At 71.9% G+C, this 23,995-nt stretch carries 23 protein-coding genes; 10 read left to right on the plus strand and 13 right to left on the minus strand.

All coding sequences use genetic code 11. The features are described 5' to 3' along the window. The 4 genes from GCL84_RS11805 to GCL84_RS11820 form a co-directional block, all read right to left on the minus strand. The coding region (locus tag GCL84_RS11805) for a poly(ethylene terephthalate) hydrolase family protein (protein ID WP_456236899.1) at positions 1-383 on the minus strand (383 nt) is incomplete at its 3' end. Positions 384-484: 101 nt separating this feature from the next. After that, positions 485-1,072, minus strand: a complete 588-nt coding sequence (locus tag GCL84_RS11810) for a QsdR family transcriptional regulator (protein ID WP_156755484.1) — start codon at positions 1,070-1,072, stop codon at positions 485-487. Further along, complete coding sequence (locus tag GCL84_RS11815; protein WP_156755485.1) at positions 1,069-1,725, minus strand: lysoplasmalogenase; 657 nt, start codon at positions 1,723-1,725, stop codon at positions 1,069-1,071. The genes GCL84_RS11810 and GCL84_RS11815 overlap by 4 nt, the downstream gene beginning before the upstream one ends. Positions 1,726-1,808: 83 nt before the next feature. Continuing rightward, complete coding sequence (locus GCL84_RS11820) at positions 1,809-2,534, minus strand: VOC family protein (RefSeq protein ID WP_197523181.1); 726 nt, start codon at positions 2,532-2,534, stop codon at positions 1,809-1,811. A gap of 161 nt (positions 2,535-2,695) precedes the next feature. Here GCL84_RS11820 and GCL84_RS11825 point away from each other — a divergent pair, with 161 nt between their 5' ends. From GCL84_RS11825 to GCL84_RS11840, 4 genes are all read left to right on the plus strand, one after another. Next, a complete protein-coding gene (locus GCL84_RS11825) occupies positions 2,696-4,351 on the plus strand; it encodes a CocE/NonD family hydrolase (protein WP_197523182.1) in 1,656 nt (551 codons plus the stop codon). A 62-nt stretch (positions 4,352-4,413) separates the two neighbouring features. Next, the gene (locus GCL84_RS11830) at positions 4,414-4,836 is read left to right on the plus strand and encodes a Fur family transcriptional regulator (RefSeq protein ID WP_156755486.1); all 423 of its coding nucleotides are present in this window, start codon (positions 4,414-4,416) and stop codon (positions 4,834-4,836) included. A gap of 35 nt (positions 4,837-4,871) precedes the next feature. Beyond that, positions 4,872-7,145, plus strand: a complete 2,274-nt coding sequence (katG, locus tag GCL84_RS11835; RefSeq protein ID WP_156755487.1) for a catalase/peroxidase HPI — start codon at positions 4,872-4,874, stop codon at positions 7,143-7,145. A 156-nt stretch (positions 7,146-7,301) separates the two neighbouring features. Continuing rightward, positions 7,302-7,817: a hypothetical protein gene (locus GCL84_RS11840; RefSeq protein WP_156755488.1), complete on the plus strand. Its 516-nt coding sequence runs from the start codon at positions 7,302-7,304 to the stop codon at positions 7,815-7,817. Between the two features lie 3 nt (positions 7,818-7,820). Here the strand turns inward: GCL84_RS11840 and GCL84_RS11845 are convergent, their stop codons facing one another. Beyond that, positions 7,821-8,429, minus strand: a complete 609-nt coding sequence (locus GCL84_RS11845) for a TetR/AcrR family transcriptional regulator (protein ID WP_156755489.1) — start codon at positions 8,427-8,429, stop codon at positions 7,821-7,823. 142 nt (positions 8,430-8,571) lie between these two features. Between GCL84_RS11845 and GCL84_RS11850 the strand changes: the two genes are divergently transcribed. The 3 genes from GCL84_RS11850 (at position 8,572) to GCL84_RS30805 (ending at position 11,209) form a co-directional block, all read left to right on the plus strand. After that, positions 8,572-9,471: an AurF N-oxygenase family protein gene (locus GCL84_RS11850; RefSeq protein WP_156755490.1), complete on the plus strand. Its 900-nt coding sequence runs from the start codon at positions 8,572-8,574 to the stop codon at positions 9,469-9,471. A gap of 78 nt (positions 9,472-9,549) precedes the next feature. After that, entirely contained in the window at positions 9,550-10,572 is a 1,023-nt protein-coding gene (locus GCL84_RS11855; RefSeq protein ID WP_156755491.1) for an LLM class flavin-dependent oxidoreductase, read from the plus strand. 88 nt (positions 10,573-10,660) lie between these two features. Next, positions 10,661-11,209, plus strand: coding sequence for a sugar O-acetyltransferase (locus tag GCL84_RS30805; protein WP_156755492.1), 549 nt, complete (start codon positions 10,661-10,663; stop codon positions 11,207-11,209). Here the strand turns inward: GCL84_RS30805 and GCL84_RS11865 are convergent. From GCL84_RS11865 to GCL84_RS11890, 6 genes are read right to left on the minus strand one after another with little or no spacing between them, the layout of a single operon-like run. Next, positions 11,206-12,348, minus strand: a complete 1,143-nt coding sequence (locus GCL84_RS11865; protein ID WP_197523183.1) for an epoxide hydrolase family protein — start codon at positions 12,346-12,348, stop codon at positions 11,206-11,208. The genes GCL84_RS30805 and GCL84_RS11865 overlap by 4 nt on opposite strands. Continuing rightward, entirely contained in the window at positions 12,345-13,688 is a 1,344-nt protein-coding gene (locus tag GCL84_RS11870; protein ID WP_156755494.1) for an aminotransferase class III-fold pyridoxal phosphate-dependent enzyme, read from the minus strand. The genes GCL84_RS11865 and GCL84_RS11870 overlap by 4 nt, the downstream gene beginning before the upstream one ends. Positions 13,689-13,702: 14 nt before the next feature. Beyond that, positions 13,703-14,965 (minus strand): cation:proton antiporter domain-containing protein, encoded by a 1,263-nt coding sequence (locus tag GCL84_RS11875; protein ID WP_235926167.1) that lies wholly within the window; start codon positions 14,963-14,965, stop codon positions 13,703-13,705. Further along, positions 14,962-15,654 (minus strand): PIG-L deacetylase family protein, encoded by a 693-nt coding sequence (locus GCL84_RS11880; protein WP_156755496.1) that lies wholly within the window; start codon positions 15,652-15,654, stop codon positions 14,962-14,964. The genes GCL84_RS11875 and GCL84_RS11880 overlap by 4 nt, the downstream gene beginning before the upstream one ends. A gap of 15 nt (positions 15,655-15,669) precedes the next feature. Beyond that, positions 15,670-16,410 (minus strand): aminoglycoside 3'-phosphotransferase, encoded by a 741-nt coding sequence (locus GCL84_RS11885; RefSeq protein ID WP_156755497.1) that lies wholly within the window; start codon positions 16,408-16,410, stop codon positions 15,670-15,672. Next, the gene (locus tag GCL84_RS11890) at positions 16,407-17,750 is read right to left on the minus strand and encodes an aminotransferase class III-fold pyridoxal phosphate-dependent enzyme (RefSeq protein WP_156755498.1); all 1,344 of its coding nucleotides are present in this window, start codon (positions 17,748-17,750) and stop codon (positions 16,407-16,409) included. Before GCL84_RS11890 ends, GCL84_RS11885 begins: the two co-directional genes overlap by 4 nt. 83 nt (positions 17,751-17,833) lie before the next feature. On the opposite strand from GCL84_RS11890, the gene GCL84_RS11895 reads away from it, so the two are divergent. Beyond that, positions 17,834-18,712 carry a hypothetical protein gene (locus tag GCL84_RS11895; protein WP_156755499.1) on the plus strand — a complete coding sequence of 293 codons (879 nt, stop codon included), beginning with the start codon at positions 17,834-17,836 and terminating at the stop codon, positions 18,710-18,712. Here the strand turns inward: GCL84_RS11895 and GCL84_RS11900 are convergent. Next, positions 18,637-20,283, minus strand: a complete 1,647-nt coding sequence (locus tag GCL84_RS11900) for a GMC oxidoreductase (RefSeq protein ID WP_156755500.1) — start codon at positions 20,281-20,283, stop codon at positions 18,637-18,639. The genes GCL84_RS11895 and GCL84_RS11900 overlap by 76 nt on opposite strands. Next, positions 20,280-21,476, minus strand: coding sequence for a 2-deoxy-scyllo-inosose synthase (locus GCL84_RS11905; RefSeq protein ID WP_156755501.1), 1,197 nt, complete (start codon positions 21,474-21,476; stop codon positions 20,280-20,282). Before GCL84_RS11905 ends, GCL84_RS11900 begins: the two co-directional genes overlap by 4 nt. A 641-nt stretch (positions 21,477-22,117) precedes the next feature. Here GCL84_RS11905 and GCL84_RS11910 point away from each other — a divergent pair. Together GCL84_RS11910 and GCL84_RS11915 are read left to right on the plus strand one after the other, a co-directional pair. Continuing rightward, positions 22,118-23,200, plus strand: a complete 1,083-nt coding sequence (locus GCL84_RS11910; RefSeq protein ID WP_197523184.1) for a radical SAM protein — start codon at positions 22,118-22,120, stop codon at positions 23,198-23,200. After that, the gene (locus GCL84_RS11915; protein WP_197523185.1) at positions 23,197-23,988 is read left to right on the plus strand and encodes a TylF/MycF/NovP-related O-methyltransferase; all 792 of its coding nucleotides are present in this window, start codon (positions 23,197-23,199) and stop codon (positions 23,986-23,988) included. The genes GCL84_RS11910 and GCL84_RS11915 overlap by 4 nt, the downstream gene beginning before the upstream one ends. The last annotated feature ends 7 nt before the right edge of the window (positions 23,989-23,995 follow it).

Consider the following 23,995-nt stretch of genomic DNA (forward strand, 5'->3'; position numbering starts at 1 on the left):
GTGTCGATGGTGAAGACCACGAAGCCCTGGGAGGCCAGCCGCCGTCCCAGCCAGGAGATGCTCGACTCCAGCGCGGTGAACCCGGGGGAGATCGCGACCGCGCCGAAGGTGCCCTGCGCGGTGCTGGTCGGGTAGTAGATCGTGCCGCCGCCGAAACCGTTTGCCGCTGAGCGTGACACGCTCGAGGTGGCGACGGAGAAGCTGCCGGTGGGCGCCTCGATGCTGGACACCGTCGGGTCCGGGCCGCGCTGGTAGGGGTTGTCGGCCGCGGGGGCGGCCGTCGCCGTGGTGACACTCGCGACCAGGGCCAGTGCGACGGCGATCGGGGCGCCGAACCTGGCCAGGCGGCGGGGTGCGGTGGGTGCGTTGGCGAGTGTGGTCATCGTTGACCTTTCGCTCGGGTGGGGTGCGCTGGGGAGCAGGCCACCTCAGTGAAACATTATGGGGAAATGTTTCACCATCGGCCGATCGAGTGAGCGCCCGCTCAGCGCTCCAGCGCGCCGTTGACCAGTGCGTCCAACAACGTCGTGGCCACGTCCAGGTCGACGGTCCGCGACGCCAGCGCGTCGGCGTAGAGGAACGACTCGCCCAGCCGCACCACCGCGAAACTCAGGTCGTCGATCCCCACCAGCGGCCGCAAACCCGCCTCGGCCACGTCGGCCCGGAACAACGCCGCGTGCGCCCGCACCACCTCCGGCTGCACACGCCCGCGGGGGTCGGTCAACACCCGCATCGCCACCACCGGTTCGGTGTCTATCAGCTTCCGCAGCCCCTCGTCGGCCGCCACCGCGCGCCGGTAGTCCTCCATGACCGCCAGGCAGCGCAACCGCCCCGCCTCGTCCCGCACCGCCTCGCCGCGACCATCCCGCCACCGCCGGAGGGCCGCGTCCCAAGTGCGATCGGACAGCAGCGACAGCGCGGCCCCCAGCAAGTCGTCCCGGTTGCCCACGCGGCGGAACAACGTGGCCCGCGAGATCCCCAGCTCCCCGGACAACCGCCCCAGTTCGAGCCGCGCGCCACCGTGCAGGGCCTTGGCCGCATGCCGGACGATGTCTTGTGTCGACGCGGTCACGCGGCAAACCCTAGCGCCCGGCGCGCGCGGACGATGCCCGCGACGATCAACGCCTGGCCGGTGGCGTAGGTCAGCATCACCCAGAACCCCGGCACCGGCGGCGCGTACCAGCTCGCGAACGCGTCGAGCGCGATGAGGCCGTCGGAGACGAAGAACAGCGCTCCGCCGATGCCCGTGAGCGGGTGGACACCGGTCGCCAGCACGGCCATGAGCGCCAGGCACACCCCGTAGACGATCACCGGGCCCAGCAACCCGCCCGCGCCCGGCGCGCAGGCCGCCAGCAGGCCCGCGAACGCGGCGAGGTACGCCAGCAGGGCGGGTCGGCGCAGGGCGGAACGGCGCCAGGACGGGAGGAACGCCGCGATGTAGGCCACCTGCGCGCACAGGAAGAGGCCGACCATGGCCAGGAACCGGGTGTCGTCGGTGAACAGGGCGGGGACGGTGTCGCCCAGCCAGGAGAAGCCCAGCGCGAGCAGCACGAGCCGCTTGACGCCCGCCGCGGCCACGAACGCCGCCGCGAGCAGGGGCATCAGCGACCACTGGCTGACCGCGGCGACCATCCCCGCGCCGGCGAGCTGAGCCGCCAAGTGCACGACGGCGGCAGCCGCGAACAGCGCCACCAGTGGCCCGGCCGAACCCACTCGATGTCGCATGTGGCCCTCCTCGGGCGGTCGGGGTCGCTGATCGTGGGCGCACCTCGGCGTCCACTCTCACCGCCGCACGGGCGCCCCGTGTTCTAGTCGGACCCCAGCCAGGGTGTGAGGACGGCGGGGTCGGCGACGGTCGACCTCACCTGGTCGCGTTCGGCGTCGGTGAGCGGGAGGGCGCTCAGGGCGGCGCCCCACTCCGGGACGCGGTCGAGCTGGTCCACGGTCTCGGCCAGCTCGATCAGCAGCGCCAGCGCGGTCGCTCGCTCCACCGCGGGCGCTGTCCCACCGTGCCTGCGCAGACCGGAGTTGAGAGCGCGGTAGGTGGCCTGGGGGTCTGTCTTGAACTCCAGCAGGATGCGGGCGTTGTCGAGGACCTTCGCCAGTCCCGAGAGCGACGCCGACCCGCCGTACTCCACCTCCTCCACCTGGTCCCGCTGGATGAAGATGACCGAGTTCCCCGACGGGTCCATCACCGTGAACCGCGACGCCCCCGGCCGGTACCGGGTGATCCTCGGCAGCCCCTTGGCCAGCACCTTCCCGTACTCGGCCCGCATCGCCGCCGTGAACGCGGCGTGGTAGGCCGCCACGGAGTCCACCAGCACCAGGCACCCGCCGGTGTCCTCCGCCGCCGGGTCGGCCCCCTTCGGGGCCCGCTTGTAGTGCAGGTCGAACCCACTCCAGTGCAACGACAGGTACAGGTACGGCTTGTGCTGCTCGTAGGTGACCGAGAACCCCAGAGCCCTCCAGAACGCCAGCGTCTCCTCGGGCAGGACGCACGGCAGCATCGGCACAACGGTCTCATTCGGCGTCACGGACAAACGTCGCTCCTCAAGCGAGTGAACCGGGGATCGGTCCAACCTAGCCCGGACGCGGTGGGCGCCGGGCCCGATTTCGCGAAGCGGGCGGTGAGGTTGCGGCGGTCGGCGAACCAGCTCTAGCGTGCGGGCACGGCAGCTCACACCCCGGAGGCCCGGTGCCCAGTCCCACCAAGCCCGTCCGCCGATCGCTCGGCCAGCGCCTGGTCGACGCGGCGGTGGACAGGATCTACAAGCTGCCCCCGCCTGCCGGCGACTACACGGTCACCCGGGACGTGCGCATCCCCATGCGGGACGGGGCGGTGCTGCTCGCCGACCACCTCGCCCCCGACGGCCCCGCCTCGGGCACGGTGCTCGTGCGCCTGCCGTACGGGTTCGGCACGGCGACCACGGCCCTGTCCGGCAGTCCTTTCGCGACCCGCGGCTACCACGTCGTCCTCGCCCGGTGCCGGGGCACGTTCGGTTCGGGCGGGGAGTTCGAGCCGTTCACCAGCGAGGTCGACGACGCCGCGGACACGGTGGCGTGGCTGCGGGGGCAACCGTGGTTCGACGGGCGGTTCGCCACCTACGGCGGCTCCTACGGCGCGTTCACCCAGTGGGCGCTGCTCATGGACCCGCCCCCGGAGTTGGCCACCGCCATCCTCCAGATCGCCCCGCACGACATGAGCGGCACCATGTACCCCGGCGGCGGGTTCGCCCTCGACACCGCACTGTCGTGGAGCGACCAGGTGGTCCACCAGGAGCAGCCCGCCTCCTGGGCCAAGCTGTCCCGGGTGGTGACGCGGCGGCGACGCCGCACGGGGGCCATGGCCGGTCTCCCCGTCGCCGACAGCATCGACGAGCTGACCGCGGGGCGGGCGCCCTGGTACCGCCAGTGGGCGACGCACCGGGACCGCGCCGACCCGTACTGGTCGCCCATGCGGCTCGGGCCCGCGCTCGACCGGGTGCGGGTGCCCGTCCTGTTGCAGACCGGGTGGCAGGACCTGTTCCTCGAACAGACCCTCGAGCAGTACCGGACCCTGCGCGGCCGAGGGGTGCGGGTGGCGATGACCGTTGGCCCGTGGACCCACGTCGGCTCGATGGTGAAGGGGTCGTCCACGACGCTCCCCGAGGCCCTCGACTGGCTCGCCGAGCACCTCGCCCGCACGGGGGAGCGGACCCGGCCCGAGGCGGTGCGCGTGCACGTCACCGGGGCCGACCGGTGGCTGGACCTGCCGCAGTGGCCGCCCCCCGCGGTCGACCGGGTGCTGCACCCCCTCCCCGGCGGCGGCCTGGGCGCCACCCCGGCTCCCGCGGGCGCCCCGCCCGCCACGTTCACCTTCGACCCCGCCGACCCCACCCCCACGGTCGGCGGCCGCCTCCTGGGCGTCCCCGAGGGCGGCTACACCGACGACACCGCACTGGCCACCCGCGCCGACGTCCTCACCTTCACCGGCCCGGTCCTCACCGAGTCCCTCGAGGTCCTGGGCGCGCCCGTGGTCGAACTCGCGCACACCAGTGACAATCCGCACACCGACCTGTTCGTCCGCATCAGCGAGGTCGGCCCCAGCGGCGCCTCCCGCAACGTCACCGAGGCCTTCCTCCGCCTCGACCCGCACACCCCGGCCGACCCCGTCCGCCTGCGCCTCGACGACATCGCCCACCGCTTCACCCCGGGCTCCCGCATCCGCCTGGTCGTGGCGGGCGGGTCGTTCCCCCGCTTCGACCGCAACCTCGGCACCGGCCAGGACCCCGCCACCTCCACCGACCTGGCGCCCTCCCACCGCGCCATCGACCTCAGCGCGTCCCGCGTCATCCTCCCGGTGCGGGCCTGAACGACGGGGCGGACCCCGGTTCGACTTGAAAGGTTCCAGATAAGGCCTACAGTTGCGGTGTGATGGCTGAATTCGAGGCGCAGTTGCGGTCGGTGTCGTTGCGGGTGACCCGTCCGAGGCTGGCCGTGCTCACCGCGCTGCGCGATCAGCCGCACGTCGACACGGACAAGGTGATCGCGCTGGTGCGGGTCGACCACCCGACGGTGTCGCACCAGACGGTCTACGACGTGTTGCGGGCGCTGACCGGGGCCGGGTTGGTGCGGCGCATCCAGCCCGCCGGGACGACCGCCCGGTACGAGCTCCGGGTGGGCGACAACCACCACCACATCGTGTGCCGTTCCTGCGGTGCGATCGCGGACGTCGATTGCGCTGTCGGACACAGCCCCTGTCTCACCGCCTCCGACGACCACGGGTTCGTGGTCGACGAGGCCGAGGTCGTCTACTGGGGCACCTGCCCCGGCTGCGCGGCCGAACGCACCACCTGATGATCCGCAGGTTCGGAAAGGACGCAACAGAACACATGAGCGACCCCAGCACAACACCCCCGTCCAGCGCCCAGGGCGTGGATGACAAGGCCGCGGCCGGGTGCCCGGTCGCGCCCGACTCGGTGACCGCGCACGGCAGCGAGAGCGAGAACCCGGCGATCGACTCGCCGACGCCGAAGACCGGGGGCCGGCCGCGCACGAACCGGGACTGGTGGCCCGACCAGCTCGAGCTGTCGGTGCTGCACTCCCACTCGTCCAAGGGCAACCCGCTGGGCGAGGGGTTCAGCTACGCCAAGGAGTTCGCCGGGCTCGACGTCGAGGCCCTCAAGCGCGACATCACCGAGGTGCTCACCACCTCGCAGGACTGGTGGCCCGCCGACTTCGGCCACTACGGCGGGCTGATGATCCGGCTGAGCTGGCACGCCGCGGGCACCTACCGCATCCACGACGGCCGGGGCGGCGCGGGTGACGGTGGCCAGCGCTTCGCCCCGCTCAACAGCTGGCCGGACAACGCCAACCTGGACAAGGCTCGGCGGCTGCTGTGGCCGGTCAAGCAGAAGTACGGCCAGCAGGTGTCGTGGGCCGACCTGCTCGTGCTCGCGGGCAACGTCGCCCTGGAGTCGATGGGCTTCAAGACCTTCGGCTTCGGGTTCGGCCGTGCGGACGTCTGGGAGCCGGAGGAGATCTTCTGGGGCCCGGAGGACACCTGGCTGGGCGACGAGCGCTACGCGGGCGACACCGAGATGGTGGCCGACGTCGGCGCCACCGAGATGGGCCTCATCTACGTCAACCCCGAGGGCCCGCGCGGCAACGCCGACCCGGCCTCGGCGGCCCACTTCATCCGGGAGACCTTCGCCAGGATGGCGATGAACGACGAGGAGACCGTCGCCCTCATCGCGGGTGGCCACACCTTCGGCAAGACCCACGGGGCGGGCATCGCCGACGACCACGTCGGCCCGGAGCCCGAGGGCGCGCCGCTGGAGAACCAGGGGCTGGGCTGGCTGAGCACGCACGGCACCGGCAAGGGCGCGGACACGATCACCAGCGGTCTCGAGGTGACGTGGACCGACGTGCCGACGCAGTGGAGCAACCGCTTCTTCGAGATCCTCTTCGGCTACGAGTGGGAGCTGACGACGAGCCCGGGCGGGGCCAAGCAGTACGTCGCCAAGGACGCCGAGGCGATCATCCCCGACGCCCACGACCCGTCGAAGAAGCACAGGCCGACCATGCTCACGACGGACCTGGCGCTGCGCGTCGACCCCGCCTACGAGCGGATCTCGCGCCGCTTCCTGGACAACCCCGACGAGTTCGCGCTGGCCTTCGCCAAGGCCTGGTACAAGCTGCTGCACCGCGACATGGGCCCGGTCAGCCGCTTCCTGGGCCCGTGGGTCGCCGAGCCGCAGCTCTGGCAGGACCCCGTGCCCGCCGTCGACCACGAGCTCGTGGGCGACGACGACATCGCCGCCCTCAAGGCCAAGGTGCTCGACTCCGGGCTCACGACCGCCCAGTTGGTCACCACCGCCTGGGCGTCGGCGGCGAGCTTCCGCTCCACCGACAAGCGCGGCGGGGCCAACGGCGCCCGCATCCGCCTGGAGCCCCAGCGCGGTTGGGAGGTCAACCAGCCCGAGCAGCTCGCCGCGGTCCTGGAGACCCTCGAGGGCGTCCAGCGGGAGTTCAACGACGCGGGCGGCGCGAAGATCTCCCTCGCCGACCTGATCGTGTTGGCCGGTTCGGCGGCGGTCGAGAAGGCGGCGGCCGAGGCCGGTGTCGAGCTGACCGTGCCGTTCCACCCCGGCCGCACCGACGCCGCCCAGGACGACACCGACGTCGAGTCGTTCGCCGTGCTGGAGCCGCGCGCCGACGGGTTCCGCAACTACCTGCGTGCGGGCGAGAAGCTCCGGCCGGAGGTGCTGCTGGTCGAACGCGCCTACATGCTCGACCTGACCGCGCCGGAGATGACCGCGCTCGTCGGCGGCCTGCGCTCCCTCGGGGCCAACCACGACGGCGCCGGGCACGGCGTCCTCACTGACCGCCCCGGCGTGCTCAGCAACGACTTCTTCACCAACCTGCTGTCCCCCGGGACCCGCTGGACGGGGTCGGAGACCGAGCACGTCTACGAGATCCGCGACTCGGCCACCGACGAGCTGAAGTGGACCGCGACCGCGGTCGACCTCGTCTTCGGCTCCAACTCCCAGTTGCGCGCGATCGCCGAGGTCTACGCGGGCGAGGGCGCGCAGCGCCGGTTCGTGGCCGACTTCGTCGCCGCGTGGACCAAGGTCATGGACCTGGACCGGTTCGACCTCGTCTGACCGCCACCACCAGACCGCCCGGCCGATCCGCGAGTGATCGGCCGGGCGGTCCTGTGCGGGGCCGGTGAGCTGGGTCCCGGTGCGCTCTCGCCCCGGTCGGTCTGGTGTGCTGGGATCGCGCACACCGAGGCAGGCTCGGGTCGGTCGGTTGGCGCGTTGCCGCTCGCCGACGCCGCAGGCGCCGTCGAGCGCCGTGTTCGGCTGGACGGAGAGGCGGTCACCGCGATGCGCGGCGATCCACAGCAGACGCCCGGAGCGGCCGGGTCCGACGACGCGGTGGCGCTCAGGGAACGCCGCGTGGCCCGCGCGTTCGTGAGCCTCGCGGACACCATGGTCGACGACTTCGATCCCAGCGAGTTCCCGCACGTCCTCGTCGAGCACTGCGTGGACCTGCTCGAGGTGGACGCCGCGGGCGTGCTGCTCCGGGACCGGCGCGGCGGTGTGCGGGTGGCCGCGGCCCCGTCGGACAAGGCCGAACTGCTGGAGCTGTTCGGCGCCGAGCCCGCGGGCGTGCGCCCGACGTCGGCGCACCTGGGCCAGGCCCTCGTCGACGTCGCCACCATCGCGATCCTGCGACAGCGCAGCATCGGCGTCGCCGAGGGCCTCGCCGGGCAGGTGCAGACCGCGCTCAACGCCCGCGCCATCATCGCCCACCACGCGGGCCGGGCTTGACCGTCAGGGGGCGGTGACCGCCATGCCCATCACCATGGTCACCGCGCGCTTGAGGTAGTCGCGCAGGTCGTCGGCCGTGTCGATCTGGACCAGGCCGTTGGTGAAGGTGAACGACAGGATGATCCGGCCGAACAGGTCGGCGGCGAAGTCGATGTCGATCGGCGGGATCGCGCCGTCGGCGATGCGCTGCTCGATGCGCGGCTTGAGCAGCGACATGGCGTAGCGCAGCGGCAGGAACGCCTGGCCCGCGAACTGGGCGGGGAGGGTGCCGTGCCCGTCGGGCGGCGCGGCGTTGAACAGCGGGTGGTCGCGCACGAAGGTGACGATGAAGCCGATCAGGTTGCCGAACGACTCCGCGTCCCAGGTCAGCTCGTCGGCGAGCGGGAGCAGCCGCTCGACCAGGCTCGCCAGCTCCCGCTGGGTCAGCGCGTCGCGGATGGCCGCGTAGTCGTCGAAGTACCGGTACAGGGTCGGCCGGGAGATCCCCGCCTCGCGGGCGATGGCCGACAGCAGGCGGTCGGACCGCAGGCCGCCGCGGACCAGGCAGGTCATCGCCGCGTCGAGGATCGTCTCCCGCTGTTGCTCGGCCTTGGCCTGGCGGACGCTTCCCATCCCATCCTCACGTTACACATCGACAGTGGGTTGTAACGAAATGCTTGACACTCGCCGCCGAACTTCTTACAGTCGAAGCATCGAGTGTAACGCTGAGCGTCTCTTCGTGAAGCCACCGCCCATCCAAGCCGAGGAGTCGGGAATGACCAGCGTGCACCACAGCGCCGCCGAACGGGAGCGCGCCGCCCGCCGACTGCTCGATTCGTCGGCCGTGCTGTCCCTCGACCCGCTGCTCGAGGTCGACTGGGACGCTCCCCTGGACACCTCCTACTACGGCTTGAGCCCGGAGTGGAGCGCGCTGTTCGGCACGCGGTACTGGTCGGAGATGGACGAGGACCAGCGCAAGGAGCTGACCCGGCAGGAGATCGCGTCGATCTTCTCCACCGGCATCTGGTTCGAGACGGTCCTGCAGCAGATCGTGCTGCGCGACTTCTACGCCGCCGACCCGACCGACCCGAACTTCCAGTGGGCGCTGACCGAGGTCGCCGACGAGTGCAGGCACTCGATCATGTTCGCCCGCTCGGTGGCCAAGCTCCGCGCCCCCCGCTACCGCCCGCACCCCGCCGCGGTGCGAGCGGGGCGCTGGTTCGCCGCGATGGCCGGGGGAGAGGCGGCCTACGCGGCGATCCTCGTCGCCGAAGAGGTGCTTGACGTGCTGCAACGCGCCAGCATGTGCGACGAGCGGGTGCTGCCCCTGGTGCGCACGGTCAACAACATCCACGTGGTCGAGGAATCCCGGCACATGAAGTTCGCCCGCGCCGAGACGCGGGACCGGCTGTCCACCGCCTCCACCGCCCGGCGGCACGCCAGCGCTGTCGTGATCGCGTCGGTGGCCTTCTACATCGTGGAGGGGATGGTCAGCCGGAAGGTCTACCGGACGGCGGGCCTGGACGTCGCCAGGGCCGTGCGGGAGGCCGCGGCGAACGAGCACCGCAAGGCGGTCCTGCGGTCCAGTTGCGCCGGACTGATGGACTTCCTGCACTCCTGCGGCCTGCTCACCCGGCCCGCCGTGGCCATCTACCGCCGGGCGAACCTGATCTGAGCAGGCGCACCAGACCAGGTGTGTCACACCCGACCTGGTGCTGGGAATCAACACCGGCCCGCAGGCGCTGCAGGTGGGGTGAAGAAGATTGGTTTCCTCTCGTTCGGCCACTGGTCGCCGGACGCGCACTCCCAGACCCGCTCGGCCGGGGACTTCCTGCGCCAGTCGATCGACCTGGCGGTGGCCGCCGAGGAGCTCGGGGTCGACGGCGCGTACTTCCGGGTGCACCACTTCGCGCGGCAGGCGGGCAGCCCGTTCCCGCTGCTCGCGGCGATCGGGGCGCGCACCTCGAAGATCGAGGTCGGCACCGGTGTCATCGACATGCGCTACGAGAACCCGCTGTACATGGCCGAGGACACCGGGGCCGCCGACCTCATCTCGGGGGGCAGGCTCCAGCTCGGCATCAGCCGGGGGTCGCCCGAGCAGGTGATCGACGGGTGGCGCCACTTCGGACACGTCCCGGCCGAGGGGGAGACCGACGCGGACATGGCCCGGCGGCACGCCGAGAAGTTCCTCCAGGTGATCGAGGGGGAGGGTTTCGCCCAGCCGAACCCGAGGCCGATGTTCGCCAACCCGCCGGGGCTGCTGCGGCTCGAGCCCTACTCCGAGGGGCTGCGCGAGCGCGTCTGGTGGGGTTCCAGCTCGAACGCCACCGGTGTCTGGGCCGCCAAGCTCGGCATGAACCTGCAGAGCTCCACGCTCAAGGACGATGAGACGGGTGAGCCGCTGCACGTCCAGCAGCGCAAGCAGATCGAGGCCTACCGCGCCGCGTGGGCGGAGGCCGGACACCCGCGCGAGCCCCGGGTGTCGGTCAGCCGCAGCGTCTTCGCGCTGACCACCGACCTCGACCGCGCCTACTTCGGCCGCGACCGCGCCTCCCGCGACCAGGTCGGCATGATCGACGAGACGACCAGGGCCATCTTCGGGCGCTCGTACGCGGGCGAGCCGGACGAGCTGGTGCGGGCGCTGAAGGCCGATGAGGCCATCCAGGCCGCGGACACGCTGCTGCTGACCATCCCCAACCAGCTCGGGGTCGACTACAACGCCCACCTGCTGGAGAGCATCCTCACCCACGTGGCACCGGAGCTCGGCTGGCGGTAGCGGGGATGACGGCCGTCCGCGGCAGGCAGGCGAGCCGCGTCTGAGAAGATGATCCGGTGGACGAGACCGTTCGGACGGCAGCCGTGCGATGAACGACGACCAGCTCATCGCACGGCGAACCCCGCGGTCGCGCGCCATCGCCGACCGGGTCCAGGTGGTCCTCGACCTGACATCGAGGTTGAACGTGCTGCCGTTCGCGGACGGCGCGGGGCGCGCCGCCTTGCTGAGCCAGATCCTCGGCGAGCCGCTTCCCGCGAGCGTCACGATCTACCCACCGTTCTACTGCGACCACGGACTCAAGATCCGACTCGGTGAGCACGTCTTCGTCAACCAGAACTGCTCGTTCTACGACATCGGGGGCATCACGGTCGGCGACCGCACGATGATCGGGCCGGGGGTGACGCTCAGCACCGCCGGGCACCCGGTCGCCCCGGCCCAGCGCTACGACGGGATCACCACCGCCCCGATAGTGATCGAGTCCGACGTCTGGATCGGGGCCAACGCCACGATCGCGCCCGGCGTCACCGTCGGCCGCGGTGCGGTCATCGGCGCGGGCGCGGTGATCGCCAAGGACGTCGCGCCGCTCACCGTGGTCACGAGCGCGGGTCACGTGGAGCGCAGGACCCTCACTCCCTAGGTCGTCCTAGTCAGCTCGGCGAAGAACGCCGCGATGTCGCGGGCGAGCAGGTCCGGCTCCTCCATCGCCGGGAAGTGGCCGCCCCGGGGCATCTCCGTCCAGCGCCGGACGTCGTAGAGGCGTTCGGCCCAGGTCCTGGGGACCTTGCCCTGGTGGGCGAACTCCCGCCAGAACAGGGCCACCGCGGTGGGGACCCGCACCCGGTCGGCACTGGTCAGCTCGTACAGGTCGCGGTTGTCGTGGAAGTCGCGCATGGAGTCGGTGATGGTGTTGGTCGCCCAGAACAGGGTCAGGGTGGTCAGCAGGTCGTCGAGGGCGAAGCGGCTGGTGAGGTCGCCGTCGCAGTCGGACCAGGCCCGCCACTTCTCCAGGACCCAGGCGGCCAGCCCGACGGGGGAGTCGGCCAGCGCGTAGCCGAGGGTCTGCGGTTTCGTCTCCTGGACGAGGTGGTAGCCGCCCTCGCGCTCGACGAAGTCCGCCTCGGCCGCGACCAGGTCCCGCTCCGGCCCGGTCAGCTCCGAGCCGAGCCACGGGTCGAGCTCCAGGTTGCCCAGGTGCAGCCCGATCAGCGACGGGCCGTGGCGCAGGCCCAGGAACGTGGCCACGCCCGCGCCGAAGTCGCCGCCGTGCGCGGCGTAGCGGTCGTGGCCGAGACCGGTCATCAACGCGTGCCACAGGTCCGCCGTGTCGGCCATCGTGTGCCGCCGGGGCGGGCGCGGGGTGAAGCCGTACCCCGGCAGCGACGGGATGACCAGGTCGAAACCCGGGCCCGGGATCCCGTGCGCCACCGGGTCGGTGAGCGGGGCCACCAGCGGCAGCAGCTCGGTGAACGTGCTGGGCCAGCCGTGGGTGAGCAGCAGCGGGACCCGGCCGTGGCCGGACACGGCGCGCTGGTGGACGAAGTGGACGTCCACATCGCCCACCAGCGCCGTGCTGTGCTCGAAGCCGTTCAGCCACGCTTGCCGCGCCCGCCAGTCGAACCGGTTCGCCCAGTGGTCGACCACCTCGCGCAGGAAGGCCAGGTCGGTCCCCTGCGACCAGGGCGCGCCCGGGGCCGGGGTCGGCCACCGGGCGGCGCGGAGCCTGGCCCGCAGGTCGGCCAGCACCGCCTCATCGATCGAGACGGTGAACGGTCTCACCCGCACGGCTTCGGGGCGGCCCCCACCTCGCCGCGCTCGCGGGCGGCGATGGCGGCGACCGTCTCATCGATCTTGGCCAGCAGTGCGGCGTCGTCGACCAGCGCGCCGCCGAACGCCTCGGTGGCGAACTGCAGGCGCCGGGCCTCGGTGACCTCGCTCGGCCGGTGCCCACCCGCCGCCAGCACCGTGGCCACGGCCTTGTCGAACGCCCCGAGCGCGAAGTCGACCTCGTCGTCGCCCCACGCGGCCGTGATCATCTGCGTGCCGCCGTCGTCGAAGTAGACGCCGTTGTCGAACGCGGCCCGGAAGATGTCCCTGGTCAGCTCGTCGGAGTCGAGCACGACGTCGAACAGCATCGGCGGGCCCGCCACCAGCGCGGGCACGCCCGCCGCGGCGAGGATGTCGGCCATGCCCGTGCGCAGCCGGGTGCCCACCTCGGCGGTGCGCTCGTACACCGAGCCGTCCGCCATCGTGTCCAGCACCGCCAGCGCCGCGGCCATCGGCACCACCTCGCGGGTGTAGGTGCCGCAGATGCCCGCCTTGTCGTAGGCGTTGATGACGTCGGCCTTGCCCAGCACCGAGGAGATGCTGTGCCCGTTGCCCAGGCCCTTGCTGATCGTCATCAGGTCGACCGGGACGCCGTTCGTGCCCGCCAGACCCCTGGTGCCCCAGCGGAAGCCGGTGATCACCTCGTCCAAGGCGAACAGCACGCCGTGGTCGGCGCAGAGCTTCGACAGCCGCTGGTAGTAGTCGACGTCGAACCAGGCGGGCTCGGGGGTGACGAACACGCAGGCGATGTCGTCGGCGAACTCCTCGAGCAGCCGGGCCAGCGCGGTCTCGTTGTAGCCGAAGTTGACCACCCGGGTGCGCGGCTCGAAGCCCATGTTGAGGTAGGCGAGCTGCCAGTCGTGCCAGCCGTGGTAGCCGGAGGTCAGGACCAGTTCCCGGTCGGTGGCGGCGCGGGCCAGCCGGATCGCGGTGCTGGTGGCCTCGGAGCCGGTCTTGCAGAAGACCGCCTTCTCCACCGGGTAGCGCTCGATCAGCTTGTCGGCCAACCGGACCCGGTGCGGGGTCAGCGTGGTCGCGAACACGGTGCCGTTCTCGCGCACGCAGTCGACGACCGCCTCGACCACGGCGGGGTGCCGGTTGCCCAGCAGCAGCGCGCCGCTGGCGGCGGTGGCGTCGAGGATGCGGTTGCCCTCGACGTCGCGCATCCAGGAGCCCTCGGCGGCCTCGATCACCACGGGGTACCGGCTGGCGATGTCGTACTGCTCGGCGGCGGTGACCCGGCGGGCGTGGGCGAGGGTGTCGAGGTTGCCCTTGGCGAGGGTTCCGGTCATGGGATGCTTCCCCTTCACTTGGTGGTGTCTGCGGTCGGGTTGGGAGTGGCGGCGCGCACGGCGCCGCCGAGGTCGCGCAGTTCGGCGTCCAGCACCCGCTGCGGGTAGAGCACCGACAGCAGCGGGGCGGCCATGGCGGTGGTGACCAGGGCCATGATCACCATGAGGGTGTAGAGCTGTGGGGTGAGCAGGCCCATTTGGACACCGATGCTGAGCACGACGAGTTCGGTGAGGCCGCGGGTGTTCATGAGTGTGCCCAGGACCGCTGATTGCCGTGGCGGGCAGCCGCAGGCCCTGGCCGCCGCGTAGGCGCCGAGGAACTTGCCCGTGATGGCCGCCACGAGGATGAGCGCGAGCCAGCCCAGGCCGCTCGAGGTGAACGCGCCCAGGTCGATGTTCAGCCCGGCGACGATGAAGAAGATGGGCAGCAGCAGGACGCCGTTGAGCTCGGCGACCTTCTCGTGCACCAGTTGGCGCACGCCGCTGGGTGGCATGACGACGCCGAAGAGGAACGCGCCGAAGATCAGGTGCAGGCCGATCCACTCGGTGAACGCCGCGGACAGCAGCATCCCGGCCACGACGACGGCGAGCTTCCCCGGCCCCAGCACCCGGTCATCGGCCATGATCTTGGCCAGCGCCGGGCGCACCCCCCACAGCATCAGCGCCAGGTAGGGCACCGACAGCGCGAGCAGCCACTGGTCGTCCGCGCCCTGCCCGCTCAGCGCGACGGCCACCGCCAGCAGCACCCAGGCCAGCGCGTCGTTGATGGCGGCCGAGGTCAGCGCCAGCGACCCGGAGGCCGTGCGCTGCATACCCCGGTCGGTGAGCAGGCGCGCGAGCACGGGGAACGCGGTGATCGACATGGCGACCGCGAAGTAGACCAGGAACGCGGTGTGCGAGCCGTCCGGGGCGTGCCGGCCCGCCAGTGCCAGCGCGACCAGCAGGCCGAGGCCGAAGGGCAGGGCCATGCAGCTCACCGCCACCGCCACGGCGGTCTTGCCGCTCCTGCGCACGGTCGCGGTGTCGAGCTCCATGCCCACGACGAACATGAACAGTGCCACGCCGAGGTTGGCCAGGACGGACAGGTCGGAGCGGATGGCGTCGGGGAACAGCGCGGCCCCGGGCGCGGTGGCGACCAGCAGCGGCAGCACCAGCACCCCGGCGAGGACCTCGCCGATCACCGGCGGCTGACCCAGGCGCCGCGCTCCCGCGCCCAGCAGGCGGGCCAGGGTGATGATCAGGGCCAGGACGACGAGCAGGGTGACGATGTGGCTCACGACGCCACCAGCGAGCCTGCGAGCAGGTCGGTCAGCAGCGCCGCCGCGGCGGCGTCGTCGGTCCACAGCCGCTCGCCGTGGCGGTGCAGCACCGGCAGCACCTCGCCGGGTAGCTGGGAGGGGAAGTGGTGCACCCCGGTCGCCTTCGCGGCCCAGCGCGCGCCGAGGTCGACGGTGACGGTGTGCGCGGCGTACGCCGCGGACCGCCCGTCGGCGTAGGGGAGGTCCTCGTACCACACCACCGGGGCCGCCGGGGCGACGCGCAGCACGGCCTGGCGGACCGCGGCGTGGTCGACGTGCCCGCCGACCGCCAGCGGCGCCAGGACGAGGTCGGGGGCGACCGCGTCCAGCGCGGCGCCGAGCAGGGCCGCCGCGGAGTCGACGACCTCGGCCGCGGGCTCGGCGCCCATCTCCGTCTCGTCGGTGTACCCGCGCAGGCTGGCGTCGGACAGGTCGTGCCGGGTCAGCCGCACACCGGCCCACGCGGCCCAGGCGTCCTCCTCCGCGGCCCGCACCGCGACGGCCTCGAGCGTGCCGTGCGCCGGGTCGCCGGGCGCGTAGCGGGTGGTGCCGAAGAACGTCTGCCCGGCCAGCCCGACGCCCGCCTCGGTCAGGCCCCGCACCGCGCCGCCCAACGACCAGGCCAGGTCGTCCGGGTGGGGGGACAACAGAAGCGCTGTCGCCGCCATGGTCGCTCCTTAAGCTCAGAAGAACTCGTCCAGCAGCAGGTAGAAGTGCAGGCGCTGGGCGTCCTCGGCCGTGCCGTACTCGGTGAGGACGCCGGGGCCGAGGTCCCGCACGAGCAGGGACAGGTCGCGCCACCGGTCGGCGCGGCCCAGCCTGCCCACATCGATCAGCCCGGTGACCCGGCCGGTGCCCGGGTCGACCAGGACGTTGTCCGCGCCCAGGTCGCCGTGGCAGGTGACCAGGTCCTCCTCGGGCGCGGGGGTGGCGTCGAGCTCGGCGAGCAGATCGGCCGCCGACCACCCGGCGTGCGCCGGGTCGAGGTCGTCGAGGTCGACCAGGCCCCGTTCGGTGGCCGTCGCCGCCCACGCCCGCGCGGCGGGCAGCGACAGGTCGAACGGGCAGTCCTCGACGGCGTGCAGCTCGCGCGCCAGTTCCGCGACCGGGCCCAGCACCAGCCCCTTGTCCACAGTGGAGGCTGGAACGCCCGGCACGGCCAGTGTCACCAGCCACGAGAGGCTGTCGTGACCACCGACCTCCACCACCTCGGGAACCGGGAAGCCCTTGCCGCGCAACCACTCCAACCGCTGCGCCTCGCCCGCCGGGTGGAACCGGCGGTCCTGCTCGCGCCGAGGGGGCGTGGTCTTGACGTAGTGCGTGTGCTTGCCCTCGACCCGGTACACCCGGGTCCCGTACGACCGGACGGCGACCGTGCGCCACCGCCCGGGCAGCGCGGGCAGCGACAGGGCCGGGGCGTTCACTCCACCACCGGTGTCGCCGAGGTGCCCGGCCCCGGGGTGCCCCGGCCGATCAGCTCGACGGTCTCGGCGAGGCGGGCCATCGCGGGCCCGGTGTCGACCGGGGACCCGCCGAACGCGTCGAGGGCGAACTTGCTCCGCAACCGCTCCGGCAGCTCACCCGCCTCGACGTCGGTGCGCGCGGCGACCTGCCTGGCGCCCTTCTCGAACGCCTCCAGCGCGTGGTCCACCTCGGCCTGGCCGAACGCGGCGGTCACCATCTGGGTCCCGCTGTCCTCGAACCACGCGCCGTGGGTGTACGCGGCGGCGTAGATGTCCCAGGACAGCTCCTCGGAGGCGGTGACGACGTCGAACATCATGTCCGGGCCCGCGACGTGCGCGGCGATGCCGACCGAGGCCAGCACGTCGCGCATGCCGTCCTTGAGCGCGCGGCCCATCCGCTCGGAGTGCTCGTGCACCGACCCGTCCTCGATCTCGTCCAGCACCGCCAGCGCGGCGAACATGGGCGTGATCTCGCGGTTGTAGGTGCCCGCGATCCCGGCGGCGTCGTAGTGGTCCATCAGCTCCCGGCCGCCCAGGACCGCGGCGATGGCGTGCCCGTTGGCGATGCCCTTGCTCATCGTGACCATGTCCGCGCGCACCCCGCCGGTGCCGTTGAGCCCGCGCGACCCCCAGCGCAGCGCGGTGATCACCTCGTCGAGGATGAACAGCACGCCGTGCTCGGCGCACAGCCGCGACACCCGGTGGTGCCACTCGAGGTCGAACCACGCGGGCTCGGGGGTGAGGATCACCGCGGCGACGTCCGAGCCGAACTCGGTGAGCAACCGGCGCAGCGCGGTCTCGCTGTAGCCGAAGTTCGCCACCCGCGTCCTCGGGTCGAAGCCCATGTTGCGGTAGGGGCGCTGCCACTCGAACCACCCGTGGTACCCGGCGGTCAGCACCAGGTCGCGGCCGGTGGCGGCGCGCGCGATCTGGATGGCCGCGGTCGTCGCCTCCGAGCCGGACTTGCAGAAGACCGCCTTCTCCCCGGCCGGGTAGCGCGCGCACAGCCGCTCGGCCAGCTCCAACCGCTGCGGGGTGATCGTGCTGGCGAACACCGCGCCGTGGTCGCGCACCGAGCGCACCACGGCCTCGACGACGGCCGGGTGCCGGTTGCCCAGCAGCAGCGCGCCGCTGGCCGCGGTCACGTCGAGCACGCGGTTGCCCTCCAGGTCGCGCATCCACGACCCGTCGGCGCTGTGGAACACCGACCCGAACCGGGTTCCCACGTCGAACCGCTCGGCGGCGGTGACCCGCCGCGCCCTGTCGATCGCGGCGGCGTTGGACTCGGCGACGGCCGTCATCGGTTTCCTCCCAGGAAGGTGGAGATGGTGCACAATGGAGTGAAGGTGGTTTTCCCAGTAATACCCGAGAAACGAGGGCGCGAGTGGACACCGTCGAGGTCGAGGCAGGCGACTGGCTGCGCGAGTGGGTCGCGGACAACCCGGCGCTGGGCGAGCGCGCGGCGCTGGTGGCGCGCTGGGTGTCGGACCCGACCCCCCGGGAGGAGATCGCGCCCGCCGAGGGGATGGCGCTCGGCGAGCTGCTGCGCGCGTTCAACGACACCGGCCCGCTGGGCGAGCCGCTGCGGTTCGCCTACCGCGCGGCGGGTTTCGAGTGCGTCCCGATGACGGGCACCTGCGACGACATCGCCGACGACCGGTGGCCGCAGTTCGGCGTGCCGACGACCCTGCGGGTCTACCTCGCCGACCCGTCCCTGCTGCCGCCGGGGATGTGCGAGGCGGCCGACTGGAACTTCATGGACGCCGGGCGGCCGGGCTTCCTCGGCTACGCCTACGGCGCCAGCCACGACGGCACGCTCTACCTCGCGGGCGTGCAGAGCGACATCGCCGTCCGCTACAGCTACCTGTTCCAGGGCCGGGCGGGCGGCGCCGAGGTGCGGGTGGGCCAGGACGTGGTCACCGTGCCCGCCCAGGAGATGGTCGACCGCTACGCCGCGCACGTCCCGGTGCTGCGCCGGACCTTCCAGCGCTACTGGATCCAGGTCATGCTCGGCGCGGCGACCGCCTGGGCGCTGCGCGAGGGTGTCGGGGGCATCGGCATCCTGCGCTTCCCGCCGCGCCCCGAGGAGGACGTGCGCGGGCACGTGGTGGACCGCGTGTACCGGGAGCTGCCCGACCGGATCGGCGCGGTCAAGCGGCGGGTTGTGGTGGGGGGCAGGGGACACGACTACGCCGTCTCCGCCGTGGCCGACGTGGTCGCGTACCTCGGCTCGAGGTTCAGCCGGGACGAGTCCGCGCCGTAGACGTCGCGCAGCAGCCGGTGCGCGGTGCGCAGCGCGACGGCCTGGATGGTCAGCGTGGGGTTGACCCCGCCGGGGAACGGCAGCACGGCGCCGTCGCCGACATGGACGTTGTCGGCGTCGTGCAGCCGCCCGTCGGTGTCGGTGACGCTGGTGGCCGGGTCCTCGCCCATGCGGCAGGTGCCGTGCAGGTGGCTGCTGCCCAGCGCCCAGCCGGAGGCCTCGCGCACCGTGACGGTGCAGCCCGCCGCGGACAGCGCGCGCTCCGCCTGCCCCAGCACGTGCTCCAGCCTGGCCAGGTCGCGCGGGTGCGCCTGGTAGTCCATGAGCACGTCCGGCACCCCGTGCGCGTCGGTCCCCGGTCCCAGCCGCACCCGGTTGCCCGGCTGCGGCTCGTCGGCGACCAGCGCCTCGACCCGGACCAGTTGCTCGCTGGCGCGCAGCCGGAACGGCCGCTCCGGGCGCGCCTCGTACAGCAGCCCGCCCAACCCGCCCGGCGCGGCCGGGTCCTCGTACAGGTCGGTGACCGCGCAGGTGGAGAACGGGCCGAGGCCCATCGTGGCGCTCTCGCCCGGCCCGCCGTTGTAGCGGTAGCCGACGACGTACTCGCTGAGCTTGAAGCACAGCCCCCGGCCGACGAGGTCGCCGGTGTTGCCCAGGCCCATCGGGTACCGGTCGCCGGTGGAGCGCAGCAGCAGCGCGGCCGACTGCACGGCGTTGGCGCACACGACGAACCGGCGCGCCCGCACCTCGTACCGCGCGCCGGTGTCGACGCGCACGCACTCCAGCGCCGTCGCCGTGCGCCCGGCGGTGCGCAGCCGCACCGCCTTGAGCCCGGCGAACAGCCGCGCGCCCCGGCGCAGCGCCGGGTCGAGGAAGCGCAGCGCGTCGCCCTTGGCGCCGATCGGGCACTTGCGGCAGATGCACGGGGCGTCCGCCTCGCACGCCGGTCTGCCCAGGTGCCCGCGGGTGTTGAGGGCGAGCGGGGTGGCGAACGGCGACCACCCCAGCGCGCTCGCCCCGTCCGCCAGCAGCGCGCCCTCGGCGGAGCGGGCCACCGGCGGCAGCGGGTACGGCCTGCTCGACGGCGGCAGCGTGGGGTCGGCCCCCGGCTCGCCCGCCACTCCGAGGAGCTGCTCGACCGCGGTGTAGTACGGCTCCAGCTCGTCGTAGCCGAACGGCCAGCGCAGCGGCAGCTCCGCGGCGCCCAGCGCGGTCTCGGCGTCGAAGTCGACCGGCCGGTTACGGAAGAACGCGCCGCCGTAGAACAGCGTGCCGCCACCGACGTTGCAGGTCGTCCACGGGTAGCCGATCTTGCCCCAGGTCCCGTTCTCCTGGCGGACCCACGCCGCCTCGGAGTCGGCGAGCAGGTCGTCGTAGGAGACCCCGTCGACGACGTGGCCGCCCTGCTCGACCACGGCCACCGACAACCCCGCGCCCGCGAGCGCCCAGGCGGTCAGCGCGCCGGACGCCCCGCTGCCCACCACGCACACGTCGTAGGCCTCGGCCAGATCCTCCTGGGTCGGCGCCGGTCCGAGGTCGACCCGGGGCCCCTCGCCCCGGGCAGCGGTCACCGGGCCGCCCCGGTCGGCTCCAGCACCCTGGTCTGCACCGCGACCAGCGCGGCGCGCACCTCCTCCAGGGTGACCGGCACCAGCGGCAACTGCGGATCACCGGCGGGGGAGCCGAGGTCGCGCAGCAGCACGAAGGCCAGCGAGTCGGGCGCCAGCGCCAGGTACCCGCGCTTGTTGTCGTCGCGCACCACCGCGAGCACGTCGTCGATCGAGACGCCCTCGGGCAGCCGCACCGGGGCGCCGAGCGCGGCGACCACCTCGTGGTGCACCTCCGCGTCCGCCGGGCTCAACCAGCCGCGGGCCAGGCTGATCGTGGCCGCGACGAGCATCCCGAACGCGATCGCCTCGCCGTGCGACACCCCCTCCGCGCCGCGCAGGCGGTGGTCCGCCAGCTCCACCGCGTGGCCGACGGTGTGCCCGTACTCCAGGACCAGCCCGCCGCGCTGCTCCCGGGTGTCGTCGACGGTCACCCTGGACTTGGCGGCGATGCTCTCCTCCAGCAGCCACAGCAGCGACTCGGGGGTGGCCAACGTGCCCTCGGCCAGCACCTTGCGCAGTGTCGGCAGCGCCCGCGGCCAGATCGCCAGGCAGTTCTTCGCCGCCTCGCACAGCCCGGACCTGAGTTCGCGCTCGGGCAGCGTGGCCAGCATGGCCACGTCGGTGAACACCGCGTGCGGGGCCAGGTACGTGCCGATGTGGTTCTTGCCGATGTCGCTGTTGATGGCCTGCTTCAACGACAGCACGGAGTCCATCGCCGCGGTCGTCGTCGTCGGGATGTGCACCAGTCGCACGCCGCGGAACATCAGGGCGGCGACCACTCCCGCGAGGTTGCCCGGCACGCCGCCGCCGAGGCCGATGACCACCGACCTGCGGGTCGCGCCCGCGGCGAGCGCGCGCCGCAGGCACTCGGAGAGCACGGTGAGCGTCTTCATCGACTCACCGGGTGGGTGGCTGAGCACCTCGACCGGGGCCAGCTCCCGCAACCCGGTGAGCAGGCGGCCGCCGTGCAGCCCCAGCACCGTGTCGTCGGTGACCACGACGAAGAGGTCCGCGTCCATCGTGGCCAGTTCGTCCAACACCCTGTCCGCGCAGTCGATCCCGTGGTAATACGGGAAGTCGCTGTCGCCGATCCGGATGCGCCGGGCCTGCCACCGCACCTCGGGTGTGGCGTGGCCGCTGTCGCTAGTCGTCATCGATCATCTCCCATCCGCCTGCTGGACCCGCCCATGGGTCTGAACGGCCTACGCGATTGCGCTGATCGGATTTCCATAGACCGGTGGATCGTGCTGTACACGTGTCCGAGCAATTCGTCACGCGCCGAAATGTCACCGACACGTGAATTAGGTGTTCAGTTCGGATGTCGGCGGAGGGGATCGACGACAAACGACGTCACCGAACGTGATGGCGATCGGCGAAAAAATGATTAACACTGTCGCTGTCGCGGCCGTCGGAAACTTTCGGACCTGACCGTGTCCAAGGCGCTTCCGGCACTCCCCGTGTTCGTGAACCGACCATGTGCTGGTGTCGGTGGTGCGGCGTTGCTACCCCCTCTGAACAGCAAGTAACGACAGTTGTGCGCTGTGTTGTGCACAAGTGTTCACTGATGACGCGGGTGAACTTCGGGATAACCGAATTCGATGCCCCCACCGATTTCCCCGCGATACTTGCCCTGTGTGCTTCGTCCTGCACTAGTATGGTCTTAGCCGATCCGGGATTGTCAAGTATCGGGTCGGTGCGCGCAGGTCTTTTCACTGCGGAGCTGCTGCCAATCGGAGGCGTGTAAATGGTCCATTTGCCCTTACTTCCGGTCACTCCCAGGCACGTCACGGTCTTCGTGAACTGGGCCTGCAACCTGACCTGCCGCGAGTGCTGGATGTACGGCGACTCCTCGGCCGAGAGCACGTGGCTCGCCGAGGTCCAGCGCGACCAGGTGAGCATGGAGATGTGGACCGGGATCGTCGACGAGCTCGCGGCGACACCCGGTGGCGACACCTACCTGACGATCATGGGTGGCGAGCCGCTGATGCATCCCAAGCTCGTCGAGCTGGTGCGGGAGGCCAAGACGAGGCTGCCCGGGTGCAACCTCGACATGAGCACCAACGCGACGCTGCTGCCCCGCTTCGCCGACGACCTGGTCGCCGCGGGGATCGACGACGTCTACGTCTCCATCGACGGACCCAACGCCGAGGTCAACAACCCGATCCGCGGCCGCAAGTCCTTCGAACGCGCCATCGAGGGCATGCGCTCGCTGAAGGAGGCGTCCCGCAAGGCGGGCCGCGGCCCCAAGATCGCGCTGAACTTCGTCGTCACCGGCATGAACTACACGCACCTGCCGGAGATGGTCCGGATGGCCGAGCGAGAGGGCATCTCCGAGCTGACCGTCGGCCTGGCCAGCTTCTTCACCAAGGAGGAGGGCAAGGCCAGCCGCGCGGCGTTCGAGGACGTCACCGGCCGCCCGTTCCTGAGCTGGGCCGGGTACTGCAACGCCCACCAGCACGCCGACATCGACCCCGACCGGCTCGGCGAGCTGCTGGAGGAGGCCGAGAACATGTCCTCGGACGTCTCGGTGCTCATCGCCCCCACCCGCTACGACAACAAGAGCAAGGGGCGCTTCTTCACCGACGACTGGCGCAACATCGTGCAGGACAGCACGTGCGTCAAGCTGTGGGCGCAGACCACGGTGCTGCCCAACGGCGACGTCATCAGCTGCACGACGTTCTCCGACACCGTCATGGGCAACATCAAGGAGAGCAGCCTCACCGACGTCTTCCACGGCGACATGTACACCAAGATGCGCGGCATGATCCGCGAGGGCTTGCAGCCCATCTGCCACCGGTGCTGCGAGCTCAACATGGACATCGACGTCGACCCGGGCCTCTACGCCCCGATCCCGCTCATCGTGGAGGGCGCCAGGTGACCAGCACAGTCCCACACGGCAACGGCGTCGTGCGCACGGCGGCGGAGGTCACCAACGCGACCTACACCGACCTGGCGCGCGCCAACAAGGTCTACGGCGAGGCGTTCCGCGCGACATTCGAGTACATCTGGGGCAGTCACATCCCCGGCGACATCGTCGAGTTCGGCTGCTACGAGGGCTTCTCGGCGCTCCTGCTCGCCGACCTGATGCTCGAGTTCGACGCCCAGGACGACTGGTACACCGCGATCATGCCGCGGCGCATCCACGTCTACGACTCGTTCCGCGGCTTCCCCAAGAGCGTCAACGCCGTGGACTCGGTGTCCTACGAGGTCGCCGACAGCGGCTACTGGCGGGAAGCCGAGGACGCCTCGGCCCCCGGCACCGAGGAGCTGCTGCGCTCGGAGTTCGCCCGCCGCTTCGGCGACAACGGGTGGACGGTCGTGCCCGGCATGTTCAACGAGAGCCTGGTGTCGAGCCCGCTGCCCGGTGAGGTCGCGGTGGCCAACCTCGACTGCGACCTGTACTCGTCGTCGGTCGAGGTGCTCGAGCACATGCTCAGCCGCAGGCTGCTGCCGGACGGGGCCGTGCTGCTGCTCGACGACTACAACTGCAACCGCGCCAACCCCCGCTTCGGCATGCGCCGGGCGATGCGCGAGTGCTTCGCCCGCACGGACGGGTTCTACGAGTACGACGAGTTCCTGCGCTACGGGTGGCACGGGCGGGCGTTCTTCGTCCACCGCCTCGGCGACACGCTCAACCCCGAGACCCCCGACCCCACCTCGCTGTGAAGGAGCG

Origin of the sequence: Actinokineospora pegani (assembly GCF_009745975.1) — a bacterium.
Classification (GTDB): Bacteria; Actinomycetota; Actinomycetes; order Mycobacteriales; family Pseudonocardiaceae; genus Actinokineospora; species Actinokineospora pegani.